We start from the raw sequence: 23364 nt of genomic DNA, 5'->3' as shown, positions 1-23364 counted from the left end.
TGCGGCATGCTGACCGTTGGCCGTGCCATCGGCCAGCACCGTGCCCGAATGCGGGCTCTGCGCGACATCGCAGAGCGGCAGCGTGACCCTCGCACCACAGTGCGATGCAATCGAGTCACCGCGCCTGCGAACTTGTTGACAAAAATTCAGCGCGCCGTCACGTAAGCGTCAAACATAATACAGTTGGGGAAACGATCGAGACGGGTTCGCGACAATTCGCGGCCGCCGGATTCGGCCGTTCACTAGGGGATTTCGATGTCGATTCGCTTGAAGACCGCTTGCCGTGCCACCACGGCGCTTGGCGCGCTGGCGCTGTTCTCTTCCGTCGCGCTGCCGGCCTATGCGCAGCAGATCGAAACCATCGTCGTGACCACGGAGCGTCGCGCCGAAGACCTGCAGACCGTGCCGTCCTCGGTCACGACCCTGTCGGACGACGAGGTCCGCTCTTTCTTCGAATCCGGCCAGGACATCCGCGCCCTTGCGGCGCGCGTGCCCAGCCTCTACGCCGAATCCTCCAACGGCCGCGTCGCGCCCCGCTTCTACATCCGCGGCTTGGGCAATGCCGATTTCGATCTCGCCGCCTCCCAGCCGGTCTCGATCATCGAGGACAACATCGTTCAGGAGAACGTCGTGCTGAAGAGCGCGCCGCTCTACGACATCGGCGCCGTCGAGGTCGATCGTGGCCCGCAGGGCACGCTGTTCGGCCGCAACACCACCGCCGGCATCATCAAATTCACCTCCGTCGCGCCCGGCGACCATCTCGAAGGCTATGCCAGCGGCTCCTATGGCGAGCTCGGCACCGCCAATGTCGAGGCTGCCCTGACCGTGCCGCTCGACGACACGCTGTCGGTCCGCGCCTCGGGCCTCTACCAGCATCGCGACGACTACATCGACAACGCCTTCACGGGCGTCAAGGATGCGCTGGGCGGCTATGACGAGCGCGCCGGCCGCGTCCAGGTCCTGTGGAAGCCGACCGACGATTTCTCCGTGCTGCTCAACGTCCATGGCCGGTCGCTGGACGGCACCGCGGCGGTGTTCCGCGCCAATATCATCGGCCCGGGCAACAACCATCTCAACGGCAACTACGATCCGGACAAGGTGTATTTCGACGCCGGCGCCAACAATCCGCAGAAATACGACGGCATCGGCAGCAACGCGACGGTCGAATACGATTTCGACGGCCTGAAGCTGACCTCGATCACCGGCTACGAGTCGACCCATGGCTTCAGCCGCGGCGACATCGACGGCGGCAACCTGACCGGCCCCGGCCTGATCTTCTTCCCGTCCGAATCGCAGGACGGCCTCGACTATCTGCACCAGTTCACGCAGGAGCTGCATCTGGCGTCCGACACGACCTCGCCGTTCTTCTGGCAGGTCGGCGGCTTCTACTTCAGCACCAAGTACCAGGACACGACGACCATCGCCTTCGGTCCGAACGTCTCGACCTCGGTGCGTCAGTCGAACGTCTCCTGGGCGGCCTTCGGCCAGGCCAGCTATCGCGTGACCGACGCCTTCACACTGACGGCCGGCGTGCGCTGGACCTCCGACGTCAAGGCGATGACCGCCTCTGGCGGCGCCCTGACGATCCCGATCGTCACGCCGGCGAAGACGACCGGCGCCAATGTGAGCTGGGACGTGAGCGGCGAATACGCGCTCGACGACGACGTCAATCTCTACGCCCGCGTCGCGACCGGCTTCCGCGCCCCGTCGATCCAGGGCCGCAACCTCGCTTTCGACGAGGGCTACTCGACAGCGCGGTCGGAGACGATCACCTCCTATGAGGCCGGCATCAAGTCGGAGCTGGCGGACCACACGATCCGCCTCAACTTCGACGGCTTCTACTACTATCTGCAACATCCGCAGCTCTCCGCCATCGGCGGCGCCGGCACCAATTCGGTGATCCTGATCAATGCCCGCGGCGGTCTCGCCTACGGCCTCGAGGCGGACAGCGAGTGGGCGCCGGACGAGAACTGGCTGTTCACCGCCGGCGCGTCGTGGAACCACACGGAGATTCGCGATCCGGGCCTGACCACGGCGGTCTGCGCCCAGTGCAATGTGACCAACCCGACGACGGTGGTCGCCGGCACGACCGTGGCGTTCCTGAACGGCAATCCGTTCCCGCAGGCGCCGGATTACATCGCCAACCTCTCGGCGAAGTACACTTGGCCGCTCGACAGCGGGGCGCAGCTTTACGCCTACACAGACTGGTTCATCCAGGGCTACACCAACTTCTTCCTCTACAAGTCGGAGGAGTTCCACTCCAACGGCAATTACGAGGGCGGCCTGCGCATCGGCTACATCGAGCCGAACAAGGTGTGGGAAGTGGCGCTCTATGCCCGCAACATCACCGACAAGCAGAACCTCCAGGGCGGCATCGACTTCGACGACAATACAGGCTTCGTCGGCGATCCGCGCATCATCGGCTTCGAAGTCGCGGCGCATCTGCGCTAGGACGTTCGGATCGTCTCGTAGCGCCGGCGGAGGAGACTCCGCCGGCGTTTTCACGCCCGCTCCGGAATGTCCGTGATCACCGGCTCATGGCCGCCGGCGCGGGCGAATTTGAGCAGATCCGCCGCCGCGACCGCCGTCGTCCGATCGTTGCGCAGCGGGTGGAAATTCAGCGGCTCCAGCGCCAGCAGCCCGGCGTCCAGCACCAGCCGCACCTTGCCCGCCGGGTCGTTCATCACCGAGAACGGCGTCACCGACCCCGGCTCGATCCCCAGCGTCGCGACCAGCAGCTCCGCCGAGCCGAACGAGAAGCGCGGCGCGCCCAGCACTTTGGACAGCGCATTCAAATCGACCCGCAAGGCGTCGCGCAGCGTGACGAGCCACAGCCCGTCCTTCTTGTCCTTCAGGAAGAGGTTCTTGGAATGCCCGCCCGGCTGGCCGCCGTAGAGCGCCGACGCCTCCTCGACGGTGAACACGGCTTGGTGCTCATAGGTCTTCCACGCGATGCCGAGCTCGCGGAGCCTCGCATAGAGCGCGGCCTCGCGCGTGTCGGGAGAAGAGAGCATCGTCATTTACCGAACCTGCCGTCCCGCGCCAGAGGACAAAAATCTCTCTACGGCACCAGCCGCTTGATCCACTCCGGCAGCGCGAAAGCCGCGCCGTGGATTTCGGCATTGTAATAGTCCGTCTTGATCCGCGATTTCTTGTATGCCGCGGCCGCTTTCCGGACGCCGGCCGGCGTCCCGAGCTTCTTGGCCCCCTTGCAGGCCCAGCTCAGCGCCATGAAGCCGCCGATATAGGTCGGCACCACGCTCAGATAGAGCCCCGACTGCGGGAAGAATCCTGCGAGTTCCTCGAGCGCCTCGGTGATCTCCCAGGGCTGGTAGAACGGCACGCCGGTCTGGAACGTCGCGAAGCCGCCGGGCTTCAGGGCGCCCTTCACGCGGTCGTAGAAGGTCTCGCCGAACAGCGCCTTGCCGGGCCCGACGGGATCGGGCCGGTCGGCGACGATCAGGTCGAAGCGGTTCTTGCTCTCCTTGCGCCCGAGATATTCGAAGGCGTCGGCGACCTCGATCTTGAGCCGCTTGTCCTTGAACGCCTTGGCGTTGATCGCGGCGAAATGCTCCTTGCACAGCTCGATCACCCGGCCGTCGATGTCGACCAGCACCACTTCCTTGACGCCCTTGTGCTTGAGCGCCTCGTCGGCGATCGAGAGATCGCCGCCGCCCACGATCATCACCCGCTCGCCTCGGCCGTGCTCGAACAGCGGCAAATGTGTCAGCATTTCGGCATAGGCGCTCTCGTCGCGCGTGGTGATCTGGACGATGTCGTCGAGCGTCATGACACGGCCATTGGCGACGCTGTCGAAGATCCGGATGCGCTGGAACTGGCTCTTTTCCTCTACGAGCGGCTTGCCGACGATCTCGATCGACTGCGCGTAGCCCTTGTGCAGGCGCTCCTTGAAACTGTTCGCCATCTTCGTCGCTCCGGTTTGTGACACTGCGTTGCGTGGAAATCGCGCGCCTTCTACGGCGCGTTCGCCACGAAGTCGAGAGCGCGCTGCAGACGGCGAAACACGCGGAGCCGTAGCACAGTGCGCGCGACACGCGAGGTCGCTCAGCGCCTGCGTGACGCCGCGAAGCGGCGATGCCACGCGCGAGGATTTTTTTTACGCTCAGGTGACAAAAATTCTTGCATGGGGGGTCAGCGTGCCTATATTGCCCCCGTTAGCGGCGCGGCGGCCTTACCGTCCGCCGCTTTCTTCTTGAGACGCGTCCGGAAGTCCGTAAGGCCAAGGCGCAGGTGTCAACTCTTAACTGGGTAGGTGCCCGAAATGGCTAGACTCGAACTTGTTGCGGCGACCAAAGAAGCAAGGGCTCCTCGAGTCCGCACTTCCGCGAAGACCGTTCGTCCTGTTGCCCCCGTCATGACCACAGCGGTCAATGACGACCAAAAGGATCACTTCATAACCCGCAATGGCCTCACCTATGCGGGCTCACACCTGATCATCGACCTGTGGGAAGCGGATGGCCTCGGCGACCGCGACCGGATTGAACAGGCGCTGATCGATGCGGTGAAAGAGGCGGGGGCGACCCTTCTTCACATTCACCTGCATACCTTCACCGATGGCGGCGGGGTTTCCGGCGTCGCGGTGCTGGCCGAAAGCCACATCTCCGTCCACACTTGGCCGGAGAAAGGTTACGCGGCATTCGACGTGTTCATGTGCGGCGACGCCCAGCCCCGCAAGGCGATGGACGTTTTCAAACGGGCTTTCAATCCCGGCCGTGTCGTGATCGGCGAGCACAAGCGCGGCGTTCTCTAGGCACGCGTTCAGACCTTATTACCCGAAGGGCGGAAATGGCGTAAAAGCCGTTTCCGCCCTTCGACGTTTGGTGGCATCGCGATGAAGCACGCCGGCCCCGCCGCCCTTGACCGTCTCGAGCCGCTGCTCGTCCAGCTGCGCAAGCACGCCGTCCTCAAGGAGAAGTCGCGCGGCTGTTTCTATCTCGGCGGCCGCAGCGTCCTGCATTTCCACGAGCACGGCGAAGGTGAGCTTTACGCCGATATCGGCCTCGGCGGCGATTTCGAGCGGCTTCCCGCCAACACCGCCGCCCAGCGCAGGATCGTCCTTCAGCGCGCCGCCAAGGCGGTCGCCGACGGAACGCGCCGGCCCGCGCGTTGAACGCTCCGCATGCCTTGGCGACACGCGGCCCGGAATGATGCTTGATCCGGACGCCGATCTCGTCGCGCGGGCGGGGCGGGGCGACCGTGCCGCGGCGCAGGCCCTGATGGCGCGCCATCTGCCGCGGCTCCTGACGCTCGCGCGGCGCATGCTCGGCGATCCCGCCGAAGCCGAGGACGCCGTGCAGGACACCTTCATCCAGCTCTGGACCCATGCCGCCCGCTGGGAGCCCGGCCGCGCCCGGTTCAGCACTTGGCTCTACCGCGTCGCGCTCAACAAATGTTACGACCGCCTGCGCCGCCGTCCGGCCGCGCGGCTCGACGAAGCTGCGGAGATCGCCGATCCGGCGCCCGGCCCGGACGCCGGTCTCCACACTGCGGCGCTCTCCGCCCAGGTCGAAGCCGCGCTCGCGGCGCTCCCCGAGCGCCAGCGTGCCGCTATCCAGCTGTGCCATTTCCAGGACTGCGGCAATATCGAAGCGGCGGAAATCCTCGGCGTCAGCGTTGAAGCCCTGGAATCGCTGCTGGCGCGGGGGCGCCGCGCGCTGCGGACGAAGCTGGAACACCTGAGAGACACGTGACAGACCGGGGCATGGAGCAGATGGATAACGATGACGACGCCTGGCTCGACGGCCTGCTGGCTCGTGCGGAAGATGTGCCGGTCTCCGCCGCGCTCGAGCGCCGCGTCCTGGCGGATTTCGACCGGATCGCCACGCGCTGGACGCCCGGCAGATTGCTCCGCCGCGCGATGGACGCCGTCTGGCCCGGCGCGCCGCTCTGGCAGCCCGCCGCGGCTCTGGTCTTCTCGCTGCTGATCGGCGCCGGAGCCGCTGCGCTGGTGCCGCTCGAGATCGCGGAGCAGGACGAGACTGCGCCAGGCGCCTTTGCGCTCGATGCTCCGGGCAGCTTCGACATCGGACAGGAGACCTAGGATGAGCGATACGCCCGCGCCCCGGCGCCGCAATTGGCTCCTGATCGTCTCGCTCTGCCTCAATGTCGCGCTGATCGCGGCAGTCGCGATCGGCGTGGTGCGTTTGCGGCACCCGCCCGGCCCCCTCGTGCCGCACGCCCTGATCGCCGCCGTTCCCGAGGAGCGGGACAACATCCAGGCGATCATCGATGCCCATGCCGCCCGGATCGCGCTGCTGCGCAAGGCTTCGGCCAATGCCCGTCATGCGGCGTTCAACGTGTTCGTCGCCCCCGATTATTCCCCGAGGAAGATGTCGGATGCATTGGCGGCCGTCGTCGCCGCCGACACCGCGCTGGAGACCGAGAGCGTCGCGGCGCTGGGCGACAGCCTCTCCGCCCTGACGCCCGCCGAGCGCCAGGCCTTCGCCGATCGCGTCCGCAAGCGCAGCCGCTCGTGGCTGTTCCGGATGTTCCGCCCGCGCGAGCGGTAAGGCGTCTAAAGCTTCGCCTTGATCTCCGTCCAGTCGTTGACGATCTGATCCTTGTTCTTGAGCCGGCGCTGGAAGATGCCGCTCTTGAGGAAGGTGTCGACGTCGCGGGTCAGGCCCAGCGCCTCGAAGGTGGAATTGGGCAGCGTCTTCATCGTCGTGGTGTTCGCCGGCTCGTCGCCGATCGCGTTGATCGTGTAGTTCGCGCCGGCATCCGACAGCGAGGAATCGATCAGCGCGAGCGCCTTCGCCTCGTCCGACGGGTCCTTGTGCATGACGAGGCCGCAGACATAGGTGAACATGCCGCCCGGCGGGTTCATGTACATCACCGGCTTACCTGCGACGTGCAGCGTCTTGTAGATGATGCGCCACGACATTGCCGCGACGATCTCGCCCGAGCCGAGATCCTGGGTCAGCGTGTCGTTGTCGCTGGAGATCACGCGTGCCTGCGCCACCACTTCGCGCAATTTCGCTTTCACCTGCTCGTATTGCGCCGGCGTCATGTTGTAGGCGTCGACGCCGATCATGTGCGCGATGAACGGCACGGTGTCGTCCACCCCGTCGAGCACCGAGATGCGGCCCTTGTATTTGGGATCGAACAAGATGTTCCAGCTCTGCGACTTGACGTATTCCGGCGCCAGGTCGGTGCGGAAGGTGACGGAGGTGTTGCCCCAGTAATGCGGCACGAACCACACCTTGGTGCCGCCCGCGCTGAGCCCCGGCATGTTGCGCAAGATCGGCGCGATCTTGTTCCAGTTCTTCAGCTTCGCCGTGTCGATCGGCTGGATCAGCCCGGCCTCCTTCCAGCGTGGGAATTCATAGTAGCAGGGCCCCATCACATCCGGCTTGTAGCCGGCGCGCATCTTGGCGAAGGCCTCGTCCTCGTCCGCGAAGATCGCGATGTTGGGCTTCTCGCCGCCATAGGCCTTCTGGTAATCGGCATAGAAGGGCGGATCCATGTAGTTCTGCCACTGGAACAGGGTCACCGGCTTCGAGACGCCGCCACCCGCCGTCTTGCCGCCGCCGCTCGGTCCGCAGGCGGCCAGGCTCAGCAGCAGCGCCGCCGCGACCGTGAACGTCACGGGCAATTTCATTGTCCCCTCCGCGCAGATACCGATGCGAAAGCTAGGGCGGCGCCGCTTTCCGCGCAATCCAGCGCCCGATGCATGAGTTTGCCGGCAAGCGCCGGCGGTCTATGATCTGCCTATGAACAAGGCATCGCCCGTTCCCAGCTTCGCACGTCCCGCCTTCGTCGACGTGGCGCGCGCCCAGTTCGACGCCCTCGTCGCGGCCGACCCCGCGATCGAATGCGTCGATGCGCTGGTGGTCGATATCGCGGGCACGATGCGCGGCAAGCGCCTGCCGCTGGCCGAGGCGCCGCGCCTGTTCGAGACCGGCATGCAGTTGCCGCGCTCCGTCTACCTGATGGACGTGAAGGGCGAGATGGTGAATCCCTTCGGCCGCGGCGTCGACGATGGCGATCCCGACGGCAGTGCCTGGCCGATTCCCGGCAGCCTGAGCCCCGTCTGGGGCGCCGGTCCGCGCCGGCTGCAGCTTCTCACCACCATGCGCGATGCCGATGGCACGCCGACGCCCGGCGAGCCCCGCGCCGCGCTGGAGCGCGTGCTCGACCGTTTTGCCGAGCTTCGCCTGACGCCGGTCATCGCGCTCGAGCTCGAATTCTATCTCCTCGACCGCGCCCGCGACGCGCATGGTGCGCCCTTGCCGCCTTGCGACCCCTTGAGCGGCGCACGCGAGAAGGACAACACGGTCTACAGCATCGACGATCTCGACCGTTTCTTCGCCTTCCACGAGGCGCTGTGCGCCGCCGCGCGGGTCCACGATCTTCCCATCGGCGCGGCGAGCTCCGAATACGCGCCCGGCCAGCTCGAGATCAATCTGCATCACCAGGCCGACGCGGCCAGGGCCGCCGACCATGCCGTGATCCTCAAGCAGATCGTGAAGGCTGCCGCCCGCGTCACCGGGTTCGACGCGACCTTCATGGCCAAGCCCTATCCGAACCGCGCCGGTAGCGGCCTGCACATCCATGCCAGCATCCTCGACGACGCCGGCCGCAACATCTTCGACGACGGCTCGGCCGAAGGCGCGCCCGCCTTGCGCCATGCGATCGGCGGCCTCCAGGCGCTGATGCCGGAGTCGATGGCGTTGTTCGCCCCTTCGCTCAATTCCTATCGCCGGTTCGAGCCCGACATGTTCGCGCCGGTGAACCGGCGCTGGGGGATCAACAACCGCTCCGCCGGCCTGCGCGTGCCCGTCAGCCCCGGGGCGGCCCGCCGGGTCGAGCATCGCGTCAGCGGCGCCGACGCCAATCCCTATTTCGCGGCCGCTGCGGTGCTGGCCGGACTGCATCACGGCCTGACGAACAAATGCGATCCCGGCCCTGCCGCTGCCGGCAATGTCTCGCGCGAGCCGGACATGGCGCTGCCCTTCGCGCTCGACGACGCGCTGGCGCTGCTCAAGGCGGCAAAGACCGTTCCATCCTATCTCGGCGCGGAGACGGTCGCGCTCTATGGCGAGACCAAGCGCCTCGAAGCCAGGCGCTTCGCCGGGATATTCTCGCCCGCCGAGTACGACTGGTATCTGTGAAACGCGCCTGGGCCGCGGACGCGCTTCCGCTAGGGTCTGTACGCGATTGGCGTCAACCCAACCAACAACTTGTCATGGCCCGCGACTGCGGGCCACCCAGTTGGGTTCTGCAAATGCCGGTTATCCTGTGGCGCCTGAGAAGGCATTGCTGGATTTCGCAGGGTTTCACCTGGGTGGCCCGCAGTCGCGGGTCATGACATTTATTTTTGTTATTGGGTCCGGACCCTACGCCTTCGGCAGGCGCAGCTCGGCAACGCTACCGCCGCCCGGCGTGCCATCCAGCCGAAGCGCGCCGCCCATCCGGCGCGCCAGCGACATGGCGATCGCCAGTCCTAATCCTGAGCCGGTCGTCGCACCGCGGCGGTCGAAGCGCTTGAAGGGAAGGCCCGCCAGCGCGGCCTCGTCGCGCGTGAAGCCCTGGCCATTGTCGATGACGCGCAGGACGACCGCGGCCTCTTCCTCGCGCACATCGATCCGCACGCGGCCGCCTTCCGGCGTGTAGCCCAGCGCGTTGTCGATCAGGCTGCTCAGCACGCGATGCACGCCAAGGGCGTCGGCTCGCGCGTCGCAGGCATCGGCGAAACCCAGCTCCAGTGCGATCCGCCGCGAGAAGGCGCGTCCCATCTGCCCGTTTACGCAATCCGACGCGATAGCGCAGGCATTCACCCGCGCGAGCTGCAGCGGGTAACGCCCCGCCTCGACATTGGCGAATTCCAGGATGTCGCCGATCTTGGTGTGCAGGTTGCGTCCCGCCTCGTTGATGTCATGCGCGTACTCGACGTATTTCGCGTGCCCGACCGCGCCGTAGAAACCGCGCTCGATCACCTCGGAAAAGCCGATGATCGCGTTCAGCGGGGTGCGCAATTCATGGCTCATATGCGCGATGAACTCCGATTTGGCGCGGCTGTCCTCCGCCGCGCGGCGCTCCGCTTCGGCGAGCCGCACCAGCAGCCTGGCTTCGACCGGCCGTGTCGCGCGCAGCGAGCGGATCGCCTCCGAGGCGCGCGCCCGCCGCTCGAATTCGCGCACGAACACCGTTGCCAGCGCCGCGCCCGCCAGCGCCGGTCCCAGGATCACGAAGAGATAAAGCGGCAGCGAGCCGGTCCAAGCCGCCAGCGCCGCGTCGTCATCGACCGATGTCCGCACCGTGACCGGCCAGCCCGGCACCGCGATCTGCGTGCCGCCCGCCCGCCAGGCCGGATCGCGCAGCAGCACCTGCCCGTTCCCCGCCAGGGCGGCCCGCGCGAGCAGGCGCGGCGGCACGAGCACACGCGGATCGAACGACACCGCGACGATCTTTTCGCGATAGGGAAAAACCAGCGTGCCCGGCGCGGAGACCAGCGGAGCGCCGGCTGCGGCGGCACCCGGGGGCAGGGCCTGGCTTTCGCCCAGCGTGGTCAGCGCCAGCCCCGAACGGTCGAACACCGTGATGCCTTCGATGCCGTCGGCCGTGCCGGGCGCGCTCCCGCCGTCGGCAAAGCCACGCCCCAGCGCCGCGAGCCGGTCCAGCGTGACGGCCGCCGCGGCCGCGATGTCGGCGGCGCGCGCGTTTTCGAACATCCGCGCCTGGGCGAGCGCATGGGCGCGGTCGTTGCGCATCTGCAGCATCGTCGCCGCCGCGAAGCAGCCGCAGATCAGCGCGACACAGACCAGCACCGTCAGCCGGATGTTCTGTGCCGCCAGCCGCGCGATGCCGGCTGTGAAGGGCACATTCTGGGCTGCACGCGCCGACACGGATAACCCTCGGAAGCGAATCAGTTCGCTTCCGAACGATTATGCGAATCGCCGAGTCGCTGTCACGAAAGTTAACGAGTGGTTACTCGAGCATCTTGGTCGCGACTTCGAACAGGTTCGCCGACAGCCCATCGAGCTTCGTCAGCTTTTCCAGCTCGCCTCGCATCATGCCCTGCCGTGCGGGGTCGTAGCGCCGCCAGGCCTCGAAAGCGCCGGCCATCCGCGCCGCGACCTGCGGGTTGATCTTGTCGAGCGTCGCGATGACCTGCCCGACCAGCGCATAACCCGACCCGTCCGCCGCATGGAAGCGCAGGTGATTGCCCGCGAACGCGCCGACCAGCGATCGCACGCGATTGGGATTCTTGATGTCGAATACCGGGCTGTGCATCAGCGCGCGCACCGCCGCCGCCGTTCCCGGCAGGCAGGAGCCGGCCTGCAGGCTCATCCATTTGTCGAGCACCAGCGGGTCCGCCTTGAAGCGCTCGTGGAAATGCGCGAATGCCGCCTCGCGCCGGGGCGACTCCATCCGGGTCAGCGCCGCCAGGCCCGCGATCATGTCGGTCATGTTGGTCGCCGAGCGGTAATGGGCCTCGGCCAGCCGCGCCGCGTCCTCGTCATCCGCTGCGGTAAGGAAGCGCAGGCAGGCATTGCGCAGTGCCCGCCGCCCGGCATGCTTGGCACCCGGATCGAAGACGCCCGGCGTCACCATCTTGTCGTAGAGCGCTTCGATCCGCGCGCCATGCGCCGCCGCGACGCTTCGCACCAGCGCCATGCGGCCCGCGAAGATGCCGTCCGGATCCGGCGTCTGCATCGCCTGCGCCAGTTCGGTGTCGAGCGGCGGCAGCATCATGTAGGCCGCATAGGCCGGATCGTTCTCCGCCTCCGCCAGCACCACGCCGATCGCTTCGACATAGGGCGCTTCGTCGGTCAGCACGCCGCCATTCGCCGCGGCATTCAGCAGAATCCCCGTCGCGAGCTTCTGCGCCGCCTCCCAGCGATTGAAATCGTCGTGATCCGCCTTCATCTGGAAAGCGAGTTCCTCCGGCGTGAAGCCGGTCACGAAATTCGCCGGCGCCGAGAATCCACGGCCCAGCGAGACAAGCGGCTTCTGCGCCACGTCGACAAAGCGGAAGGTCTGCTCGCTCTGGGTCAGTTCGAGCACACGCTCGTCCGGCCCGGTCCGGCTTTCGCCCTCCAGCGTCAGCGGCATGGGATTGCCGTTCTGCCCGATGAAGCCCAGCCGCACCGGGACATGCAGCGGCTTCTTCTCCGGCTGCCCCGGCGTCGGCGCCAGCGATTGGCTCAGCGTCAGTGCAAATGTCTTCTTCGCGGCGTCGTAGAGGCCCTTTGCCTCGACCACCGGCGTGCCGGCCTGGGCATACCAGCGGCGGAACTGCGTGAGATCGCGGCCGCAGGCATCCTCGAAGCATTTGACCCAGTCCTCGACCGTCGCCGCCTGTCCATCGTGCCGCTTGAAATAAAGGTCGGTCGCCTTGCGGTAGCCCTCCGGCCCCACCAGCGTATGCAGCATGCGGATGACTTCCGAGCCCTTTTCGTAGATCGTCGCGGTGTAGAAATTGTCGATGGTGATGTAGCTCTGCGGCTGCACCGGATGGGCCAGCGGCCCCGCATCCTCGACGAATTGGCGCATCCGCAGCGCCTTGACGTCGGTGATGCGGCAGACGCCATGGCTGCGCATATCGCCGGAGAAGCTCTGGTCGCGGAAGACGGTGAGTCCCTCCTTCAGCGAGAGCTGGAACCAGTCGCGGCAGGTGATGCGGTCGCCGGTCCAGTTGTGGAAATACTCATGCGCCACCACGCTTTCGATCCGCGCATAGTCGTCGTCGGTCGCGGTCTCTGGTGAGGCCAGGAGCAGCTTGTCGTTGAAGATGTTGAGGCCCTTGTTCTCCATCGCACCGAAATTGAAGGCGCTGACCGCGACGATCATGAAGATGTCGAGGTCGTATTCGCAGCCGTATTTCTCCTCGTCCCAGCGCATCGCGCGCTTGAGCGAGTCCATCGCATAGGCGACCTTCGGCTCGTTGCCGTGCTCGACATAGATGCGCAGATCCACCGGCTTGCCCGAGCCGCGGACGAAGCTGTCCTTCAGCACGCCCAGATCGCCGGCCACCAGCGCGAAGAGATAGGACGGCTTGGGGAACGGATCGTTCCACACCGCGAAATGCCGGCCGCCCGCCAGGTCGCCCCTGTCCACCGGATTGCCGTTCGACAGCAGGATCGGATAGGCCGCCTTGTCCGCTTCGATCCGTGTCGTATAGACCGCGAGATTGTCGGGCCGGTCGAGGAAATAGGTGATGCGGCGGAACCCTTCCGCCTCGCATTGGGTGCAGAACATTCCCTTGGAGGTGTAGAGTCCGTTCAGCGTCGTGTTGTTCTGCGGCGAGATCTCCGTGACGATCTCGAGCGTGAAGGCGTCGGGCACGGCCTTCAGCGTCAGCAGGTTGTCGCCCAGCGTGTAATCGCTCCCGTCCAGCCTGCGACCGTCGATCGCCACCGACAGCAGCTTGAGCTCCTCGCCATCCAGCGCCAGCGGCGCACCGGCCGCGCCGGTGCGCGTCACCTTCGAGGTCGCGACCACCTTGGTCGCGAGCGGGTCGAGTGCGAAATCCAGCGCGATCTCGGCGATATGATAGTCCGGCGCGCGGTAGTCCTTGAGATTGATGGCGCGCGGCTCGTCGGTGCGCATGGGCGGTCCTTCGGTTTTGAAGCGCAGATATAATCCTTCGGCAGGACATTGTCACAGCAGCAGTTTGCCATTCTGGACCAACGCGATCGCGCCATTCCCGCGCTGCCGCGGTGGGGCCGGATATGTCGCGGCTGGCTCGATCGGATGTTTCGTGATTACTTTGGTTTTCGAGCGGAGCGCTTGCGGGGTCGAATCGAATGAAGTCGTCGTCGGGCGGTGAACTGGTCGTCTTCATCGGGCACGCCGAAGACGCGAAAGCCGAGGCCAAGTTCGTCTACGGACTGCAGGCCGACTTCCAGCGGGAGTTGAAATTCCGTCTTGAGCATGCGGAGCATCCGCCCTTCACGTCCGTCGACGCATGGGAATGGAATGCGGATACCAACGGCTGGAGTGGCGGCCAGGACATTCTCATCACGCCCCATTTGGAAGATGCCCATTTTGCGGTCTTCGTCTTCAAGGGGCGCGTCGGCAAGGGTACGGTGGCGGAATTGGACCGTTGCCGGGAACTGCGGGAAGACCGGCCGGCCATCGCTGCCGTGTTTCCCAAATCCTTTCCGTACCCCGAACGCGTGGACGATGACGTGGCGCTCGCCGATTGGCTCGACGTGAAGCGCTATAAGCAGAGCCTGTGCCAGGGCTGGGCCGATGCGGGCAGCACGGCGATACGGCCGCTCGACGACTATACCGATCACGAGAGCCTGAAGCAGATCGTCCTTGCGCAGTTCAAGATTGACCTGGGCGAGATCATCAAGCGGGCCAAGGCGCGTGCCGGATTCGCGCATGTCCCACCGCCTCCGGCCTCTGCGATGCCGAAGGAGATTTACGACCGCATCGAGCAGGTCTCGTTCGACCGCAGCCTGCTCCTGTTGCTGTCTGTGGCGGATCTGGACCAGGCCGCGGTTTCGGCGCTGCTGTCCCAGCCCCTGATCCAGAGCGAGCTGCTGGCGGAATCGCTGACCAGCATGCCGCCGGCGCTCCAGCTCGAGCAGCTGGGACTGGCCTCGAACGGACGGCCGACGGTGGGCCTGTTCCTGTGCTGCGCACAGCGCAAGGACCTGATCGACAAATTCTCCTGCTGCAGCCTCAGGATGGTAGTCTATAGCGAGATCAACCGGGCGCAGGCGCAGGTCACGTTCAACGACGAGCCGTCCGGCAGCCTGCTGTCGCTTTTCGAGAAGGGGCTGGTCTTCCTGGAGCGGTCCGCCGGCCTGATCCGCGTGGGGAACGTCGGCTCGACCGATCGCGACGAGCTTGAGATTCCGATCGCCGTGCTGCGCGAGGCGCTGGTGAACGCCTTCATCCACCGCGACTATGAATCGCCCATCGCGCGCGCCCAACCCACCCGCATCGAGGTCTATCCCGACCGTGTCGAGATATCGAGCTTCGGCGGGTTGCCGGACGGCGTGTCGATGAACCTCATCAACAGCGATCCGGAGAAGGTCGGCTCGGTGCGGCGCAACGAGATCGTCGCCAAGATCTTCGTCTGGCGGCAGCATGCCGAGCTCAATGCGAGCGGCGTGGCGCGCATCCAGGCCCTGCTGTCGCAGCGCGGCCTTCCACCGGCGCTCATCGCGGAGGTGGAGGGCGACAAGGTCGTTCGCGTGACGCTGTACCGGCCGTTCCGTCCACGCAGCAAGTTTGAATCCGCCGAGCGAGTCCGGCCTCCCGAGGCGCCGCGGCGGCGCGAGACGGTCTATATCAGCTCGACCATCCGCGACCTGCCGGACCATCGCGAGCAGGTGCGTCTCGCCTGCGAGCGCGCGGGTTTTGCTCCGGTGGAGGTCGAAAGATCCGTCGCGTCGGCGCAGGACGATCTTCAGATGATGTTCGATCGCATCGCGCAAGCGGATGTCTTTATCGGTCTGATCGCACATCGCTACGGCGCGATTCTGCCCGGGTTCGATGTTTCGGCGTCGGAATTGGAATTCGACCATGCCGTGAAACTCGGCAAGCCCGTGCTGATGTTTCTCATGGCGGCCGATCATCCGGTCACCGTGTCCGATATCGAAGTGGACCCAGTCGCGCGAACCAAGCTGAAGGATTTCCGCAGCCGTGTCGCCTCGGAGCGCGTCGTGGGATATTTCCGCTCGGCCGGCGATCTGCGCGCGCTGGTGGTGGAGGCGTTGTCGGAAGTCGAGCTGGCGCTTCACACCGCCCAGCTCGACGGCCGCGCCCAGGCCGACGCCGCCGAGGCGGTCACGCGATATTCGGCCATCCCCGCGCCCCCCGCGCCCTATGTCGCCCATCCCTACACGCTGCTGCAGTCGACCGGCCTGGCCGGGCGCCGCCAGGAGCTGGCCGCCTTGTCAAAATGGGCGGCGCCGTCGCAATCCAAAACTGGCGGTAAACCGATCTTCCTGCTGGCCGGCATAGGCGGCGTGGGAAAAAGCGCGCTGGCCTGGACGTGGTTCAGCAATGCAAGCCCCAGGAAGACGCGGGCAGCCGGATTGTTGTGGTGGAGCTTCTGCGAATCGTCGTTCGAGATGTTCGTGACGCGCGCACTCGCTTATGTAGAAAATATCCCCGAGGCCGATGCCGCCAAGCTCCCCTGGCAGGAGCGGGAGGCGCTGCTTCTGAAGCGGCTTGAGGAGAAGCGCTATCTGATCGTGCTCGACGGACTCGAGCGCATCCTGGGCGCTTATAGCCGCACCGGCGGTCTGCGCGAAGAAGCCGATTCATCGTCATCGGTCGGTCCGCGCGCGACGATCGATCCGCGTGCTGATCACTTTCTGCTCAGGCTTGCCCAAATCCGCCGCTCGCGAATTCTGATCACGACCAGGCTGATACCCGACGCGCTTCAGCTGGCATCACGGTCGGTGCTGCCGGGCTGCGTTGCGATGACCTTGGGCGGCCTCAGCAACCAGGACGCGCTGTCGCTGTGGCAAGGTCTTTCCGTGTCGGGGTCGTCTGACGAGCTTCTGCCGCTCTTCAACAGTGTCGAAAACCATCCGCTGCTGATCCAGATGCTGGCCAGTGCTGTCGCGAACTATCGGAGGGCACCCGGGGATTTCGCGCGATGGCGCGCCGATAATCCATCGTTCGATCCGACTTCGCTTTCGTCGGTTCAGGCGGCTGCCAGCGTCATGGCGAAGGCCTTCGCTGGGCTGAACGGAAAGTCCCGCAAGGTCCTGGAGGCGATCGTGCAATTTCGCGTAGCCGTCGGCTATGACGCCTTAGTCGCGGTGTTGAGCGGTCCGGGCCGGGAAATCCTGTCGCCGGTGGAGCTGGATGTTGTGCTGACAGATCTGGAAGACCGCGGCCTCGTCGCCTGGAATCGTGCCCGCGATCTATACGAAGTCCATTCCATAATCCGCGCCTATGTCCTCAACACGATGACGCGCGGGCCTTCGGGGACAATCCAGGCAGACATCGAAAAATACTTTGCTGCCCATCCTGAACGAGACACGCGCGACAAGTGATGTGTGGGCTCAGTTGAACGCCAAGCAATGCAGCGATATCCCGCTGCGCCACGGCTTCAGGCAATCTTCGCTCGCCGGTATCGGTCCCTTGTCTTCCCGGCGCAGCCGCGCCGCGCGCGCTGCCGTATCGGGATGATCTCCCAGCCAGCTCGGCGGGCAACCCGTCTTGCCGCAGACTTTCTTGTCGAGCCGCTCGAGGAATTCCGCCATATGCGAGGGGTGTTCGCCCATGGCGCGCAGCGTCGCGGCGCCGTCGTCGTCGGCCTGTTGTTCGAAGCCGCGCGAATAAGCCGACTCCACGATCAGCGACGGCAGGATCGCGGTCATCTGGCTGACCTGCGACATGTCGCCGGTGAAGATCACCAGCGTCGCGGGGAACAGCGACGCTTCGTAGACGCGCTGCAGCTGGTGCGCGTGATCGACATGGCTCATCTCATGCGCGAACACGCCTTCGACCTCGGCATCGTTCTTGACCTCCTTCCACAGCTCGTCGGTCATCACGACGGTCCCGTCGGGCAGGGCGAAGGCGTTCGGCCCGATCGGCCCGCCGCCGCGGAACACCAGGCGATAGGCGCCCGCGCCGCCGCCGGCATGCGCCGCGGTGCGCGTGAACAGCGCCTGGGCTCGCGCCTGCTCGGCCGGCTTCAGCGTCGTATCCTTCAGCGCGAAACGGTCCAGCGCACGCAGCGTCTGCTCCGACATCGTATGCGCGACCAGCGGCACGGTCTTGCGCGCCAGCCACTCGGCCGCCATCGGCATCGCTTGCACGAAGAAATAATAGCCGGCGGCCAGCGTGATCGCGGCCGAGAGCAGCGCCACCGGCCAGGCCCGCTCCAGCCGGTCGGTGAGCCGGCCATGGCGGAGCTTGCGCAGTGTCCGCAGCAGCGCATCGGCGCCGTCATTGTCCTCGGTCTCGAAGCGCGCGCCGTCCGGCAGGTCGAAGCGCCGCGTCAGTCTCGCGAGCCGCGCGGTGCTTTTCACGCTGCGTGCCGCGGCCTGCGCCAGCACCGTGCCGCTCTCATCCTCGATCCGCAACATGCGGTCCGCCGTGGCGCTCGCCCGCGCCGGGACGTGCCGGGCGGCATTGGGATGGAAATAGCGTCCTTCGAGCGGCGCGGTCATAGCCCGAACCCGAAATCGAAGAAGCCGGCGATCTCCTCGCCGATCGCGTTCTGCGCCGTCAGCGCCTCGGAGGCGAAGGCATCGAGATCGCCGTCGCCGCGCACCGCATATTTGCGCATGCGATAGCGCGCCAGCCGCACGCGCGCGAACGGATAATAAAGCCCCAGCGTCAGAAGGATCAGGAATGTGTTGCTCAGCACGATCCAGGCCACGCGCAGGCCGGAGGCGCGCGACACCAGCTTGAACCCGCCTTCGAGCGTCGTGTTGCCGATCGACAGATTGGTGACGAGCGTGGTGATGAAGCTGCCGACGAACAGCGATCCCAGCCCGAACACGACGAACGCGATGGGTGCAAAGTCGTTGGGCCCCAGCGGAATGGTCACGCCGCCCAGCAGCTTGTGGATGTGCAGCTCGACCAGCGCGCCCGCGATGGCCAGTGCCGCGACGACCATCGCCACGATCAGGATGAAGCCGAAGAGATAGATGACGTAGATGCGCCGCCCCGGGAAATCGGTCGTGAAGCTGCGGCCGCCGAAGCGGTGGTGGTTGATGTAGAAATAGTCGTGCACCCGCCGCGTCAGCGGCGCCAGCGGAAACAGGGCGAGCGCCGCCGCCGTCCACACCACATAGGCCATGAAGGCTTCGAAATAGGTGCCGCTGAAATCGAACCGCACATTGCGCCACGAGGTGTTGCGGGCATTGAAGCGGATCGACGAATTGGCCAGCCAGGGCATGGCGGCGGCGAGGATCAGGAACCACAAGCCGAAGGTGAAGGGAAAGAAGACGACGCTCAGCGTGTAGCCGACGAAAAGGGTCAGCGCGATGGCGCGGCCGATCAGGATGCGCCAGGGCTTGGCGTGATATTCGAAGGAATGCCCGGCAAGGATGGTGTTGCCGTAGAAATAGCGCTGGGTCCGCACCTTGGCCCAGGCGCTGTAGAGGCCCAGCGTCAAAAGCGTGAGCGCGAGGTTCACGATCCAGATGCGGAAATACTCCGCGCCCCGGCCGCGAAACTCGACGCCGTGGATCGCCGCCGAGCCGTCAGGCTGCGCAGCCGAATCCGTCATGAATGGATGCCCGTTCCCCGTTCATCCATCACTATGATGATGTTGCGCGGTCTTCGCTACCGCCGAGTGTGACAGGCCGGGAAAGAGGTTAATCCGCGGGCTTTTGCTCCGTTTCGGTGCCGGCCCGAAGCGCTCAGCTGTCGCCGTCGATCGCCGTGAGGAGGTCCTGCGCCTCATGCGCCAGCTCGACGAGCTGTTGCGGCATGTCCTCGCCCGAACGCCGCGCCCATTCGATCAGCGAGTTCGCGAAGGCGAGCAGGCGGGGCGAATTGGCGATCATGCGCGCCTGACGCTCGATCCGCAGCGGATCCAGGTCGTATTCCGCGCCCGGCACGCGCCAGCCGCCCCACTCCGCCTGGCCCGTCACGACGACCGGATAGGTTCCGGGCACCGGATGGCGGGCACAGTCTTCCGAAGGCTGCCACTTGTTGCGGGCGCGGACGACGCGCCAGAAGTCGCCGTCCGGCTTGCGCTCGCCGGTCGCCGGCTCCTCGGCCTGCAGTTCGTCGGCGACGAATTCGCGGCCGAGGCCCACGTCGTAATGCACGCGGATCGGCTCATCGAGGCCTTTTGCCCAATGCGGCACGACATGCTCGATCAGCGCCCAGGTGCCGACCGGCTTCACATAGACTCGCTGGTTCTTGTGAAACTGTGCCTTGGCCATGGATGAACCCGCGCTTACCCAGCGTAAGCTGCCACAGGCGCAATTAAGCCCGCGTTAACACGCCGGACTCGCTTTGCTGCATTGCCGTGTTCTATCGTCGGTTAACGACATACAGACGAGGCAGGGAGCCCGATGAATTTCGATTTCTCCGACGATCAGAAAATGCTCAAGGACCAGGCGCGAAAGTTCCTGACCGAGAAATGCTCGACCAAGGTCGTCCGCGGCGTGTTCGAGGGCGGTGCGCATCACGACGCCGCGCTGTGGAAGCAGGTGGCCGAGATGGGCTGGACCGGCACCGCGATCCCCGAGAATTATGGAGGCCTCGGCCTCGGCTATCTCGAGCTCTGCGTGATCGCCGAGGAGATGGGCCGCGCGCTGGCGCCGGTGCCGTTCTCCTCCACCGTCTATCTCTTCGCCGAGGCGCTGCTGATCGCCGGTTCCGAGGAGCAGAAGCATAAATACCTGCCCAAGGTCGCGAGCGGCGAGATCGTCGGCACCTTCGCGCGTGCCGAAGGCCCGGGCGCCGTGCTGCCCAAGAACATCCGGACCACGCTGAAGGGCGGCAAGCTCAGCGGCAAGAAGATCGCGGTGGTCGACGGCCCGATCGCCGATTTCGCGGTCGTGCTGGCGCAGACCTCCGAAGGCGCCGGCGAGCGCGGCCTGCAGCTTGCCCTCGTCGACCTCAAGGGGGCGGGCGTGAAGCGTACCGACTGCAACACGCTCGACGCCTCGCGCGGCCATTCCGACATCGTGTTCGACAATGCCGCGGCCGAGCCGCTCGGCAAGGCGGGCGAGGGCTGGAGCGACATGCAGCGCGTGCTCGACCGCGCCGCGATCCTGATGGCGTTCGAGCAGGTCGGCGGCGCCGATGTCTGCCTCGCCATGGCGAAGGACTATGCGCTCAACCGCTATGCCTTCGGCCGCCCGATCGCCTCGTTCCAGGCGATTAAGCACAAGCTCGCCGACATGTACGTCTTCAACGAGCTGGCGCGCTCCAACGCCTATTACGGCGCCTGGGCGCTCTCGACCGGCGCGCGCGAGCTGCCGCTCGCCGCCGCCTCGGCCCGCGTCTCCGCGACGCAAGCCTTCGACTACGCCTCGAAGGAGAACATCCAGACCCATGGCGGCATCGGCTTCACCTGGCAGATGGATTGTCACTTCTACTACAAGCGCGCCAAGGAGACCGGTCTCGTGCTCGGCCCGCAGCGCGCCTGGAAGGACAAGCTGGTCACCGAACTCGAAACCTCGAACGCGTAAGGCGCGGTCAAAAAATTACGGGAGAATATCAATGGACTTCGAAGACAGCCCCGAAGAGGCCGCGTTCCGGAAGGAAGTGCGCGCCTGGCTCGATGCCAATGCCACCAAACGCAGCGGCAAGCGCGAGATCGATCCGGAAGACATGGAGAACGGCGCCGCGGGCGAGATGGCCGCGTCGAAAGCCTGGCAGAAGACCAAGGCCAAGGCCGGCTATGCCCGCATCACCTGGCCCAAGGGCATGGGCGGGATCGGCGGCACGCCGATGCAGTCGATTATCTTCAGCCAGGAAGAATCGAAATACGATGTCGCGAACGGCGCGCCCTTCGCGATCGGCCTGGGCATGTGCATCCCGACGCTGATGGCCTATGGCGACGAAGAGGCGAAGAAGCGCTATGTCTGGCCGGCCGTACAGGGCGACGAGATCTGGTGCCAGCTCTTTTCCGAGCCGGCCGGCGGTTCCGACGTCGCCAACCTGCGCACCAAGGCGGAGAAGAACGCCGACGGCACCTGGACCATCAACGGCTCCAAGATCTGGACCACGGGCGCGCAGTTCTCGGACTACGGCATCATCCTCACCCGGACCGATCCCAACGTGCCCAAGCACAAGGGCCTGACGATGTTCTACATCGACATGAAGGATCCGGGCGTCGATGTGCGTCCGATCAAGCAGGCGAGCGGCGGTTCGGGGTTCAACGAGATCTTCTTCACGGACGTGAAGGTGAAGGACAGCCAGCGCCTTGGCGAGGTCGGCCAGGGCTGGACCGTGGCGCTCACGACGCTGATGCATGAGCGTCTGGCCGTCGGCGGCGGCCAGGGCGGCGGCCTCGACGTGCCGCAGCTGATGCAGCTCGCGCGCGAGCTCGAGCTGGAAGACGGCCCCGCGATCAAGAACGCGGCGGTGCGCGAGAAGATCGCCGACTGGTATGTCCGTTCGGCGGGCCTGCGCTACACCACTATGCGCACCATGACCGCGCTCTCCCAGGGCAAGCAGCCGGGACCCGAGGCGTCGATCGCCAAGATCGTCGTGGCGTCGAAGCTGCAGGATCTCTCCGCCTTCGCGATGGAGCTCGAAGGCGAAGCCGGCATCCTGCAGGGTGACGGCGCACCGATGGGCGGCGCCTTCCAGGGTGGCTGGCTCTCGGCGCCCGGCCTGCGCATCGCGGGCGGCACGGACGAGATCCTGCGCAACATCATCGCGGAACGTGTGCTGGGCCTTCCCGGCGACATCCGCGTCGACAAGGACGTCCCGTTCAACAAAATCCCGACGGGACGGTAGGAAGACAAACGTCCTCTTCCCCGCCTTTGGCGGGGGAGAGGGTTTGGGGGCGGCAATGCGGGCTCTCTGGATCGCGCGGTACGGATTGCTGCTGAGCGGGGTCGTCTATGCCGCGACCCTGATCCTTGGCCTGCTTCATATCGGCCATGGCGAATGGATGTTCGGCCTCGGCATCTGGGCTGCCCTGGGCATCGGCGTCTGTGCCGTCCTCTGTGTCGTGCTGCAATTCGTTATTTTGCCTTCGATGCGCTCGAAGACGTAGACGCCATGCTCGGCTGCGTCACCGCCGGCTCCGAAAAGATGCGCGCAATTCTAACCCGGCGTTAAGCGTGCCCATGGCGTAATGCGCCTATGCGCATCGCCGTCCTTTTCCTCCTCGCCGCGCTCGGCCTTTCGGCCTGCGGTGCCGCGCCCGACACGCCGCTCGCCCACGCGCTGCTCGCGCTGAAGGCGGGCGACCGGGCCGCCTTCCTGCGCGCGAAGGACGAGGCGCAGGCCGCCGCGCGCCAGGGCTGGCAGCCGCCCGGCGACGCGACCTGCAACATCAGCGCCGCCGACCTGCAGAAACTCGGCGAAGCCTCGCTGATCGACAAGCTCGACCATGCCGAGTTGTTCGGCCTGGATGAGGACGAGCGCTTCGTCTACACGATCCATATCGCGGGCCGCACCGACGCGGCGTGGAAGGACGATTGGGAATCGCCGACCCTCGGCCCCATCCTGCATCCTGGCTTTGCCGAAATTACCGCTGCGATCCACGCCGGCAGCTGTTCCGGGGTCGCGCTCACCGCGGTCACCAACGGAATCCCCGGCGAACGGGAGCGCGCCGAGGTGCTCGGAGACTGGCAGCAGGATCTGCAGGATCGCGACGGCGGCGAGGTGGCTTTCCAGGACCGGATGCACCGCGCCGTCGCTAACCTGGACGGTCGCGGCTTCATTGCCGAATGGCCGCCGAAGCAGGATTCGGACGGCAACTAGAAGCGATGG

At 65.9% G+C, this 23364-nt stretch carries 20 protein-coding genes; 12 read left to right on the top strand and 8 right to left on the bottom strand.

Translation table 11 applies throughout. The annotated features are described in order from the left end of the window. Window positions 1-255: 255 nt before the first annotated feature. Window positions 256-2451 (top strand): TonB-dependent receptor, encoded by a 2196-nt coding sequence (locus WDM91_12170; GenBank protein MEI9995344.1) that lies wholly within the window; start codon window positions 256-258, stop codon window positions 2449-2451. A gap of 50 nt (window positions 2452-2501) precedes the next feature. Here WDM91_12170 and WDM91_12165 read toward each other — a convergent pair whose 3' ends face one another. Together WDM91_12165 and speE are read right to left on the bottom strand one after the other, a co-directional pair. Then, window positions 2502-3020 (bottom strand): prolyl-tRNA synthetase associated domain-containing protein, encoded by a 519-nt coding sequence (locus tag WDM91_12165; protein ID MEI9995343.1) that lies wholly within the window; start codon window positions 3018-3020, stop codon window positions 2502-2504. A 41-nt stretch (window positions 3021-3061) separates the two neighbouring features. Then, complete coding sequence (speE, locus tag WDM91_12160) at window positions 3062-3925, bottom strand: polyamine aminopropyltransferase (protein MEI9995342.1); 864 nt, start codon at window positions 3923-3925, stop codon at window positions 3062-3064. A 357-nt stretch (window positions 3926-4282) separates the two neighbouring features. Here speE and speD point away from each other — a divergent pair, with 357 nt between their 5' ends. The 5 genes from speD to WDM91_12135 all read left to right on the top strand — a co-directional run bounded on the left by speD (window position 4283) and on the right by WDM91_12135 (window position 6530). Then, window positions 4283-4771, top strand: a complete 489-nt coding sequence (gene speD, locus WDM91_12155; GenBank protein ID MEI9995341.1) for an adenosylmethionine decarboxylase — start codon at window positions 4283-4285, stop codon at window positions 4769-4771. A gap of 81 nt (window positions 4772-4852) precedes the next feature. Then, complete coding sequence (locus tag WDM91_12150) at window positions 4853-5131, top strand: hypothetical protein (GenBank protein ID MEI9995340.1); 279 nt, start codon at window positions 4853-4855, stop codon at window positions 5129-5131. Beyond that, a complete protein-coding gene (locus WDM91_12145) occupies window positions 5013-5711 on the top strand; it encodes an RNA polymerase sigma factor (protein MEI9995339.1) in 699 nt (232 codons plus the stop codon). The genes WDM91_12150 and WDM91_12145 overlap by 119 nt, the downstream gene beginning before the upstream one ends. Next, window positions 5708-6061: a hypothetical protein gene (locus tag WDM91_12140; protein MEI9995338.1), complete on the top strand. Its 354-nt coding sequence runs from the start codon at window positions 5708-5710 to the stop codon at window positions 6059-6061. The genes WDM91_12145 and WDM91_12140 overlap by 4 nt, the downstream gene beginning before the upstream one ends. Window position 6062: 1 nt before the next feature. Beyond that, window positions 6063-6530, top strand: a complete 468-nt coding sequence (locus WDM91_12135) for a periplasmic heavy metal sensor (protein ID MEI9995337.1) — start codon at window positions 6063-6065, stop codon at window positions 6528-6530. A 5-nt stretch (window positions 6531-6535) separates the two neighbouring features. Here WDM91_12135 and WDM91_12130 read toward each other — a convergent pair whose 3' ends face one another. Next, window positions 6536-7621 (bottom strand): extracellular solute-binding protein, encoded by a 1086-nt coding sequence (locus WDM91_12130; GenBank protein MEI9995336.1) that lies wholly within the window; start codon window positions 7619-7621, stop codon window positions 6536-6538. Between the two features lie 112 nt (window positions 7622-7733). On the opposite strand from WDM91_12130, the gene WDM91_12125 reads away from it, so the two are divergent. Beyond that, window positions 7734-9134: a glutamine synthetase family protein gene (locus WDM91_12125; protein MEI9995335.1), complete on the top strand. Its 1401-nt coding sequence runs from the start codon at window positions 7734-7736 to the stop codon at window positions 9132-9134. Between the two features lie 225 nt (window positions 9135-9359). Here the strand turns inward: WDM91_12125 and WDM91_12120 are convergent, their stop codons facing one another. Beyond that, the gene (locus tag WDM91_12120) at window positions 9360-10868 is read right to left on the bottom strand and encodes a HAMP domain-containing sensor histidine kinase (GenBank protein MEI9995334.1); all 1509 of its coding nucleotides are present in this window, start codon (window positions 10866-10868) and stop codon (window positions 9360-9362) included. A gap of 82 nt (window positions 10869-10950) precedes the next feature. Beyond that, window positions 10951-13575 (bottom strand): aminopeptidase N, encoded by a 2625-nt coding sequence (gene pepN, locus WDM91_12115; GenBank protein MEI9995333.1) that lies wholly within the window; start codon window positions 13573-13575, stop codon window positions 10951-10953. 197 nt (window positions 13576-13772) lie between these two features. Here pepN and WDM91_12110 point away from each other — a divergent pair, with 197 nt between their 5' ends. Next, window positions 13773-16994, top strand: a complete 3222-nt coding sequence (locus WDM91_12110) for a DUF4062 domain-containing protein (protein ID MEI9995332.1) — start codon at window positions 13773-13775, stop codon at window positions 16992-16994. A gap of 9 nt (window positions 16995-17003) precedes the next feature. On the opposite strand, the gene WDM91_12105 is transcribed toward WDM91_12110, so the two are convergent. The 3 genes from WDM91_12105 to WDM91_12095 form a co-directional block, all read right to left on the bottom strand. Continuing rightward, window positions 17004-18116 carry a M48 family metallopeptidase gene (locus WDM91_12105; protein ID MEI9995331.1) on the bottom strand — a complete coding sequence of 371 codons (1113 nt, stop codon included), beginning with the start codon at window positions 18114-18116 and terminating at the stop codon, window positions 17004-17006. Beyond that, window positions 18113-19183, bottom strand: coding sequence for a YjgN family protein (locus WDM91_12100; protein MEI9995330.1), 1071 nt, complete (start codon window positions 19181-19183; stop codon window positions 18113-18115). The genes WDM91_12105 and WDM91_12100 overlap by 4 nt, the downstream gene beginning before the upstream one ends. A 133-nt stretch (window positions 19184-19316) precedes the next feature. Continuing rightward, complete coding sequence (locus WDM91_12095; GenBank protein MEI9995329.1) at window positions 19317-19847, bottom strand: hypothetical protein; 531 nt, start codon at window positions 19845-19847, stop codon at window positions 19317-19319. Between the two features lie 132 nt (window positions 19848-19979). Between WDM91_12095 and WDM91_12090 the strand changes: the two genes are divergently transcribed. The 4 genes from WDM91_12090 (at window position 19980) to WDM91_12075 (ending at window position 23355) form a co-directional block, all read left to right on the top strand. Continuing rightward, the gene (locus WDM91_12090) at window positions 19980-21104 is read left to right on the top strand and encodes an acyl-CoA dehydrogenase family protein (GenBank protein ID MEI9995328.1); all 1125 of its coding nucleotides are present in this window, start codon (window positions 19980-19982) and stop codon (window positions 21102-21104) included. Window positions 21105-21135: 31 nt separating this feature from the next. Next, complete coding sequence (locus WDM91_12085) at window positions 21136-22380, top strand: acyl-CoA dehydrogenase family protein (GenBank protein ID MEI9995327.1); 1245 nt, start codon at window positions 21136-21138, stop codon at window positions 22378-22380. A gap of 55 nt (window positions 22381-22435) precedes the next feature. Then, window positions 22436-22642: a hypothetical protein gene (locus tag WDM91_12080; GenBank protein MEI9995326.1), complete on the top strand. Its 207-nt coding sequence runs from the start codon at window positions 22436-22438 to the stop codon at window positions 22640-22642. Window positions 22643-22731: 89 nt separating this feature from the next. Further along, window positions 22732-23355: a hypothetical protein gene (locus tag WDM91_12075; GenBank protein ID MEI9995325.1), complete on the top strand. Its 624-nt coding sequence runs from the start codon at window positions 22732-22734 to the stop codon at window positions 23353-23355. Window positions 23356-23364 lie beyond the last annotated feature (9 nt).

Origin of the sequence: Rhizomicrobium sp. (assembly GCA_037200385.1) — a bacterium.
GTDB lineage: Bacteria > Pseudomonadota > Alphaproteobacteria > Micropepsales > Micropepsaceae > Rhizomicrobium.
Note: the sequence above shows the minus strand (reverse complement) of the source record. Positions and strands in the feature narration are given on the sequence as shown.

What these genes read in the sequence shown, in the direction of transcription:
- WDM91_12170 (MEI9995344.1), top strand. Translation starts at nt 256, where the DNA reads ATGTCGATTCGCTTGAAGACCGCTTGCCGTGCCACCACGGCGCTTGGC.
- WDM91_12165 (MEI9995343.1), bottom strand. Translation starts at nt 3,020, where the DNA reads ATGACGATGCTCTCTTCTCCCGACACGCGCGAGGCCGCGCTCTATGCG.
- speE (MEI9995342.1), bottom strand. Translation starts at nt 3,925, where the DNA reads ATGGCGAACAGTTTCAAGGAGCGCCTGCACAAGGGCTACGCGCAGTCG.
- speD (MEI9995341.1), top strand. Translation starts at nt 4,283, where the DNA reads ATGGCTAGACTCGAACTTGTTGCGGCGACCAAAGAAGCAAGGGCTCCT.
- WDM91_12150 (MEI9995340.1), top strand. Translation starts at nt 4,853, where the DNA reads ATGAAGCACGCCGGCCCCGCCGCCCTTGACCGTCTCGAGCCGCTGCTC.
- WDM91_12135 (MEI9995337.1), top strand. Translation starts at nt 6,063, where the DNA reads ATGAGCGATACGCCCGCGCCCCGGCGCCGCAATTGGCTCCTGATCGTC.
- WDM91_12130 (MEI9995336.1), bottom strand. Translation starts at nt 7,621, where the DNA reads ATGAAATTGCCCGTGACGTTCACGGTCGCGGCGGCGCTGCTGCTGAGC.
- WDM91_12125 (MEI9995335.1), top strand. Translation starts at nt 7,734, where the DNA reads ATGAACAAGGCATCGCCCGTTCCCAGCTTCGCACGTCCCGCCTTCGTC.
- pepN (MEI9995333.1), bottom strand. Translation starts at nt 13,575, where the DNA reads ATGCGCACCGACGAGCCGCGCGCCATCAATCTCAAGGACTACCGCGCG.
- WDM91_12110 (MEI9995332.1), top strand. Translation starts at nt 13,773, where the DNA reads ATGAAGTCGTCGTCGGGCGGTGAACTGGTCGTCTTCATCGGGCACGCC.
- WDM91_12105 (MEI9995331.1), bottom strand. Translation starts at nt 18,116, where the DNA reads ATGACCGCGCCGCTCGAAGGACGCTATTTCCATCCCAATGCCGCCCGG.
- WDM91_12100 (MEI9995330.1), bottom strand. Translation starts at nt 19,183, where the DNA reads ATGACGGATTCGGCTGCGCAGCCTGACGGCTCGGCGGCGATCCACGGC.
- WDM91_12095 (MEI9995329.1), bottom strand. Translation starts at nt 19,847, where the DNA reads ATGGCCAAGGCACAGTTTCACAAGAACCAGCGAGTCTATGTGAAGCCG.
- WDM91_12090 (MEI9995328.1), top strand. Translation starts at nt 19,980, where the DNA reads ATGAATTTCGATTTCTCCGACGATCAGAAAATGCTCAAGGACCAGGCG.
- WDM91_12085 (MEI9995327.1), top strand. Translation starts at nt 21,136, where the DNA reads ATGGACTTCGAAGACAGCCCCGAAGAGGCCGCGTTCCGGAAGGAAGTG.
- WDM91_12080 (MEI9995326.1), top strand. Translation starts at nt 22,436, where the DNA reads ATGCGGGCTCTCTGGATCGCGCGGTACGGATTGCTGCTGAGCGGGGTC.
- WDM91_12075 (MEI9995325.1), top strand. Translation starts at nt 22,732, where the DNA reads ATGCGCATCGCCGTCCTTTTCCTCCTCGCCGCGCTCGGCCTTTCGGCC.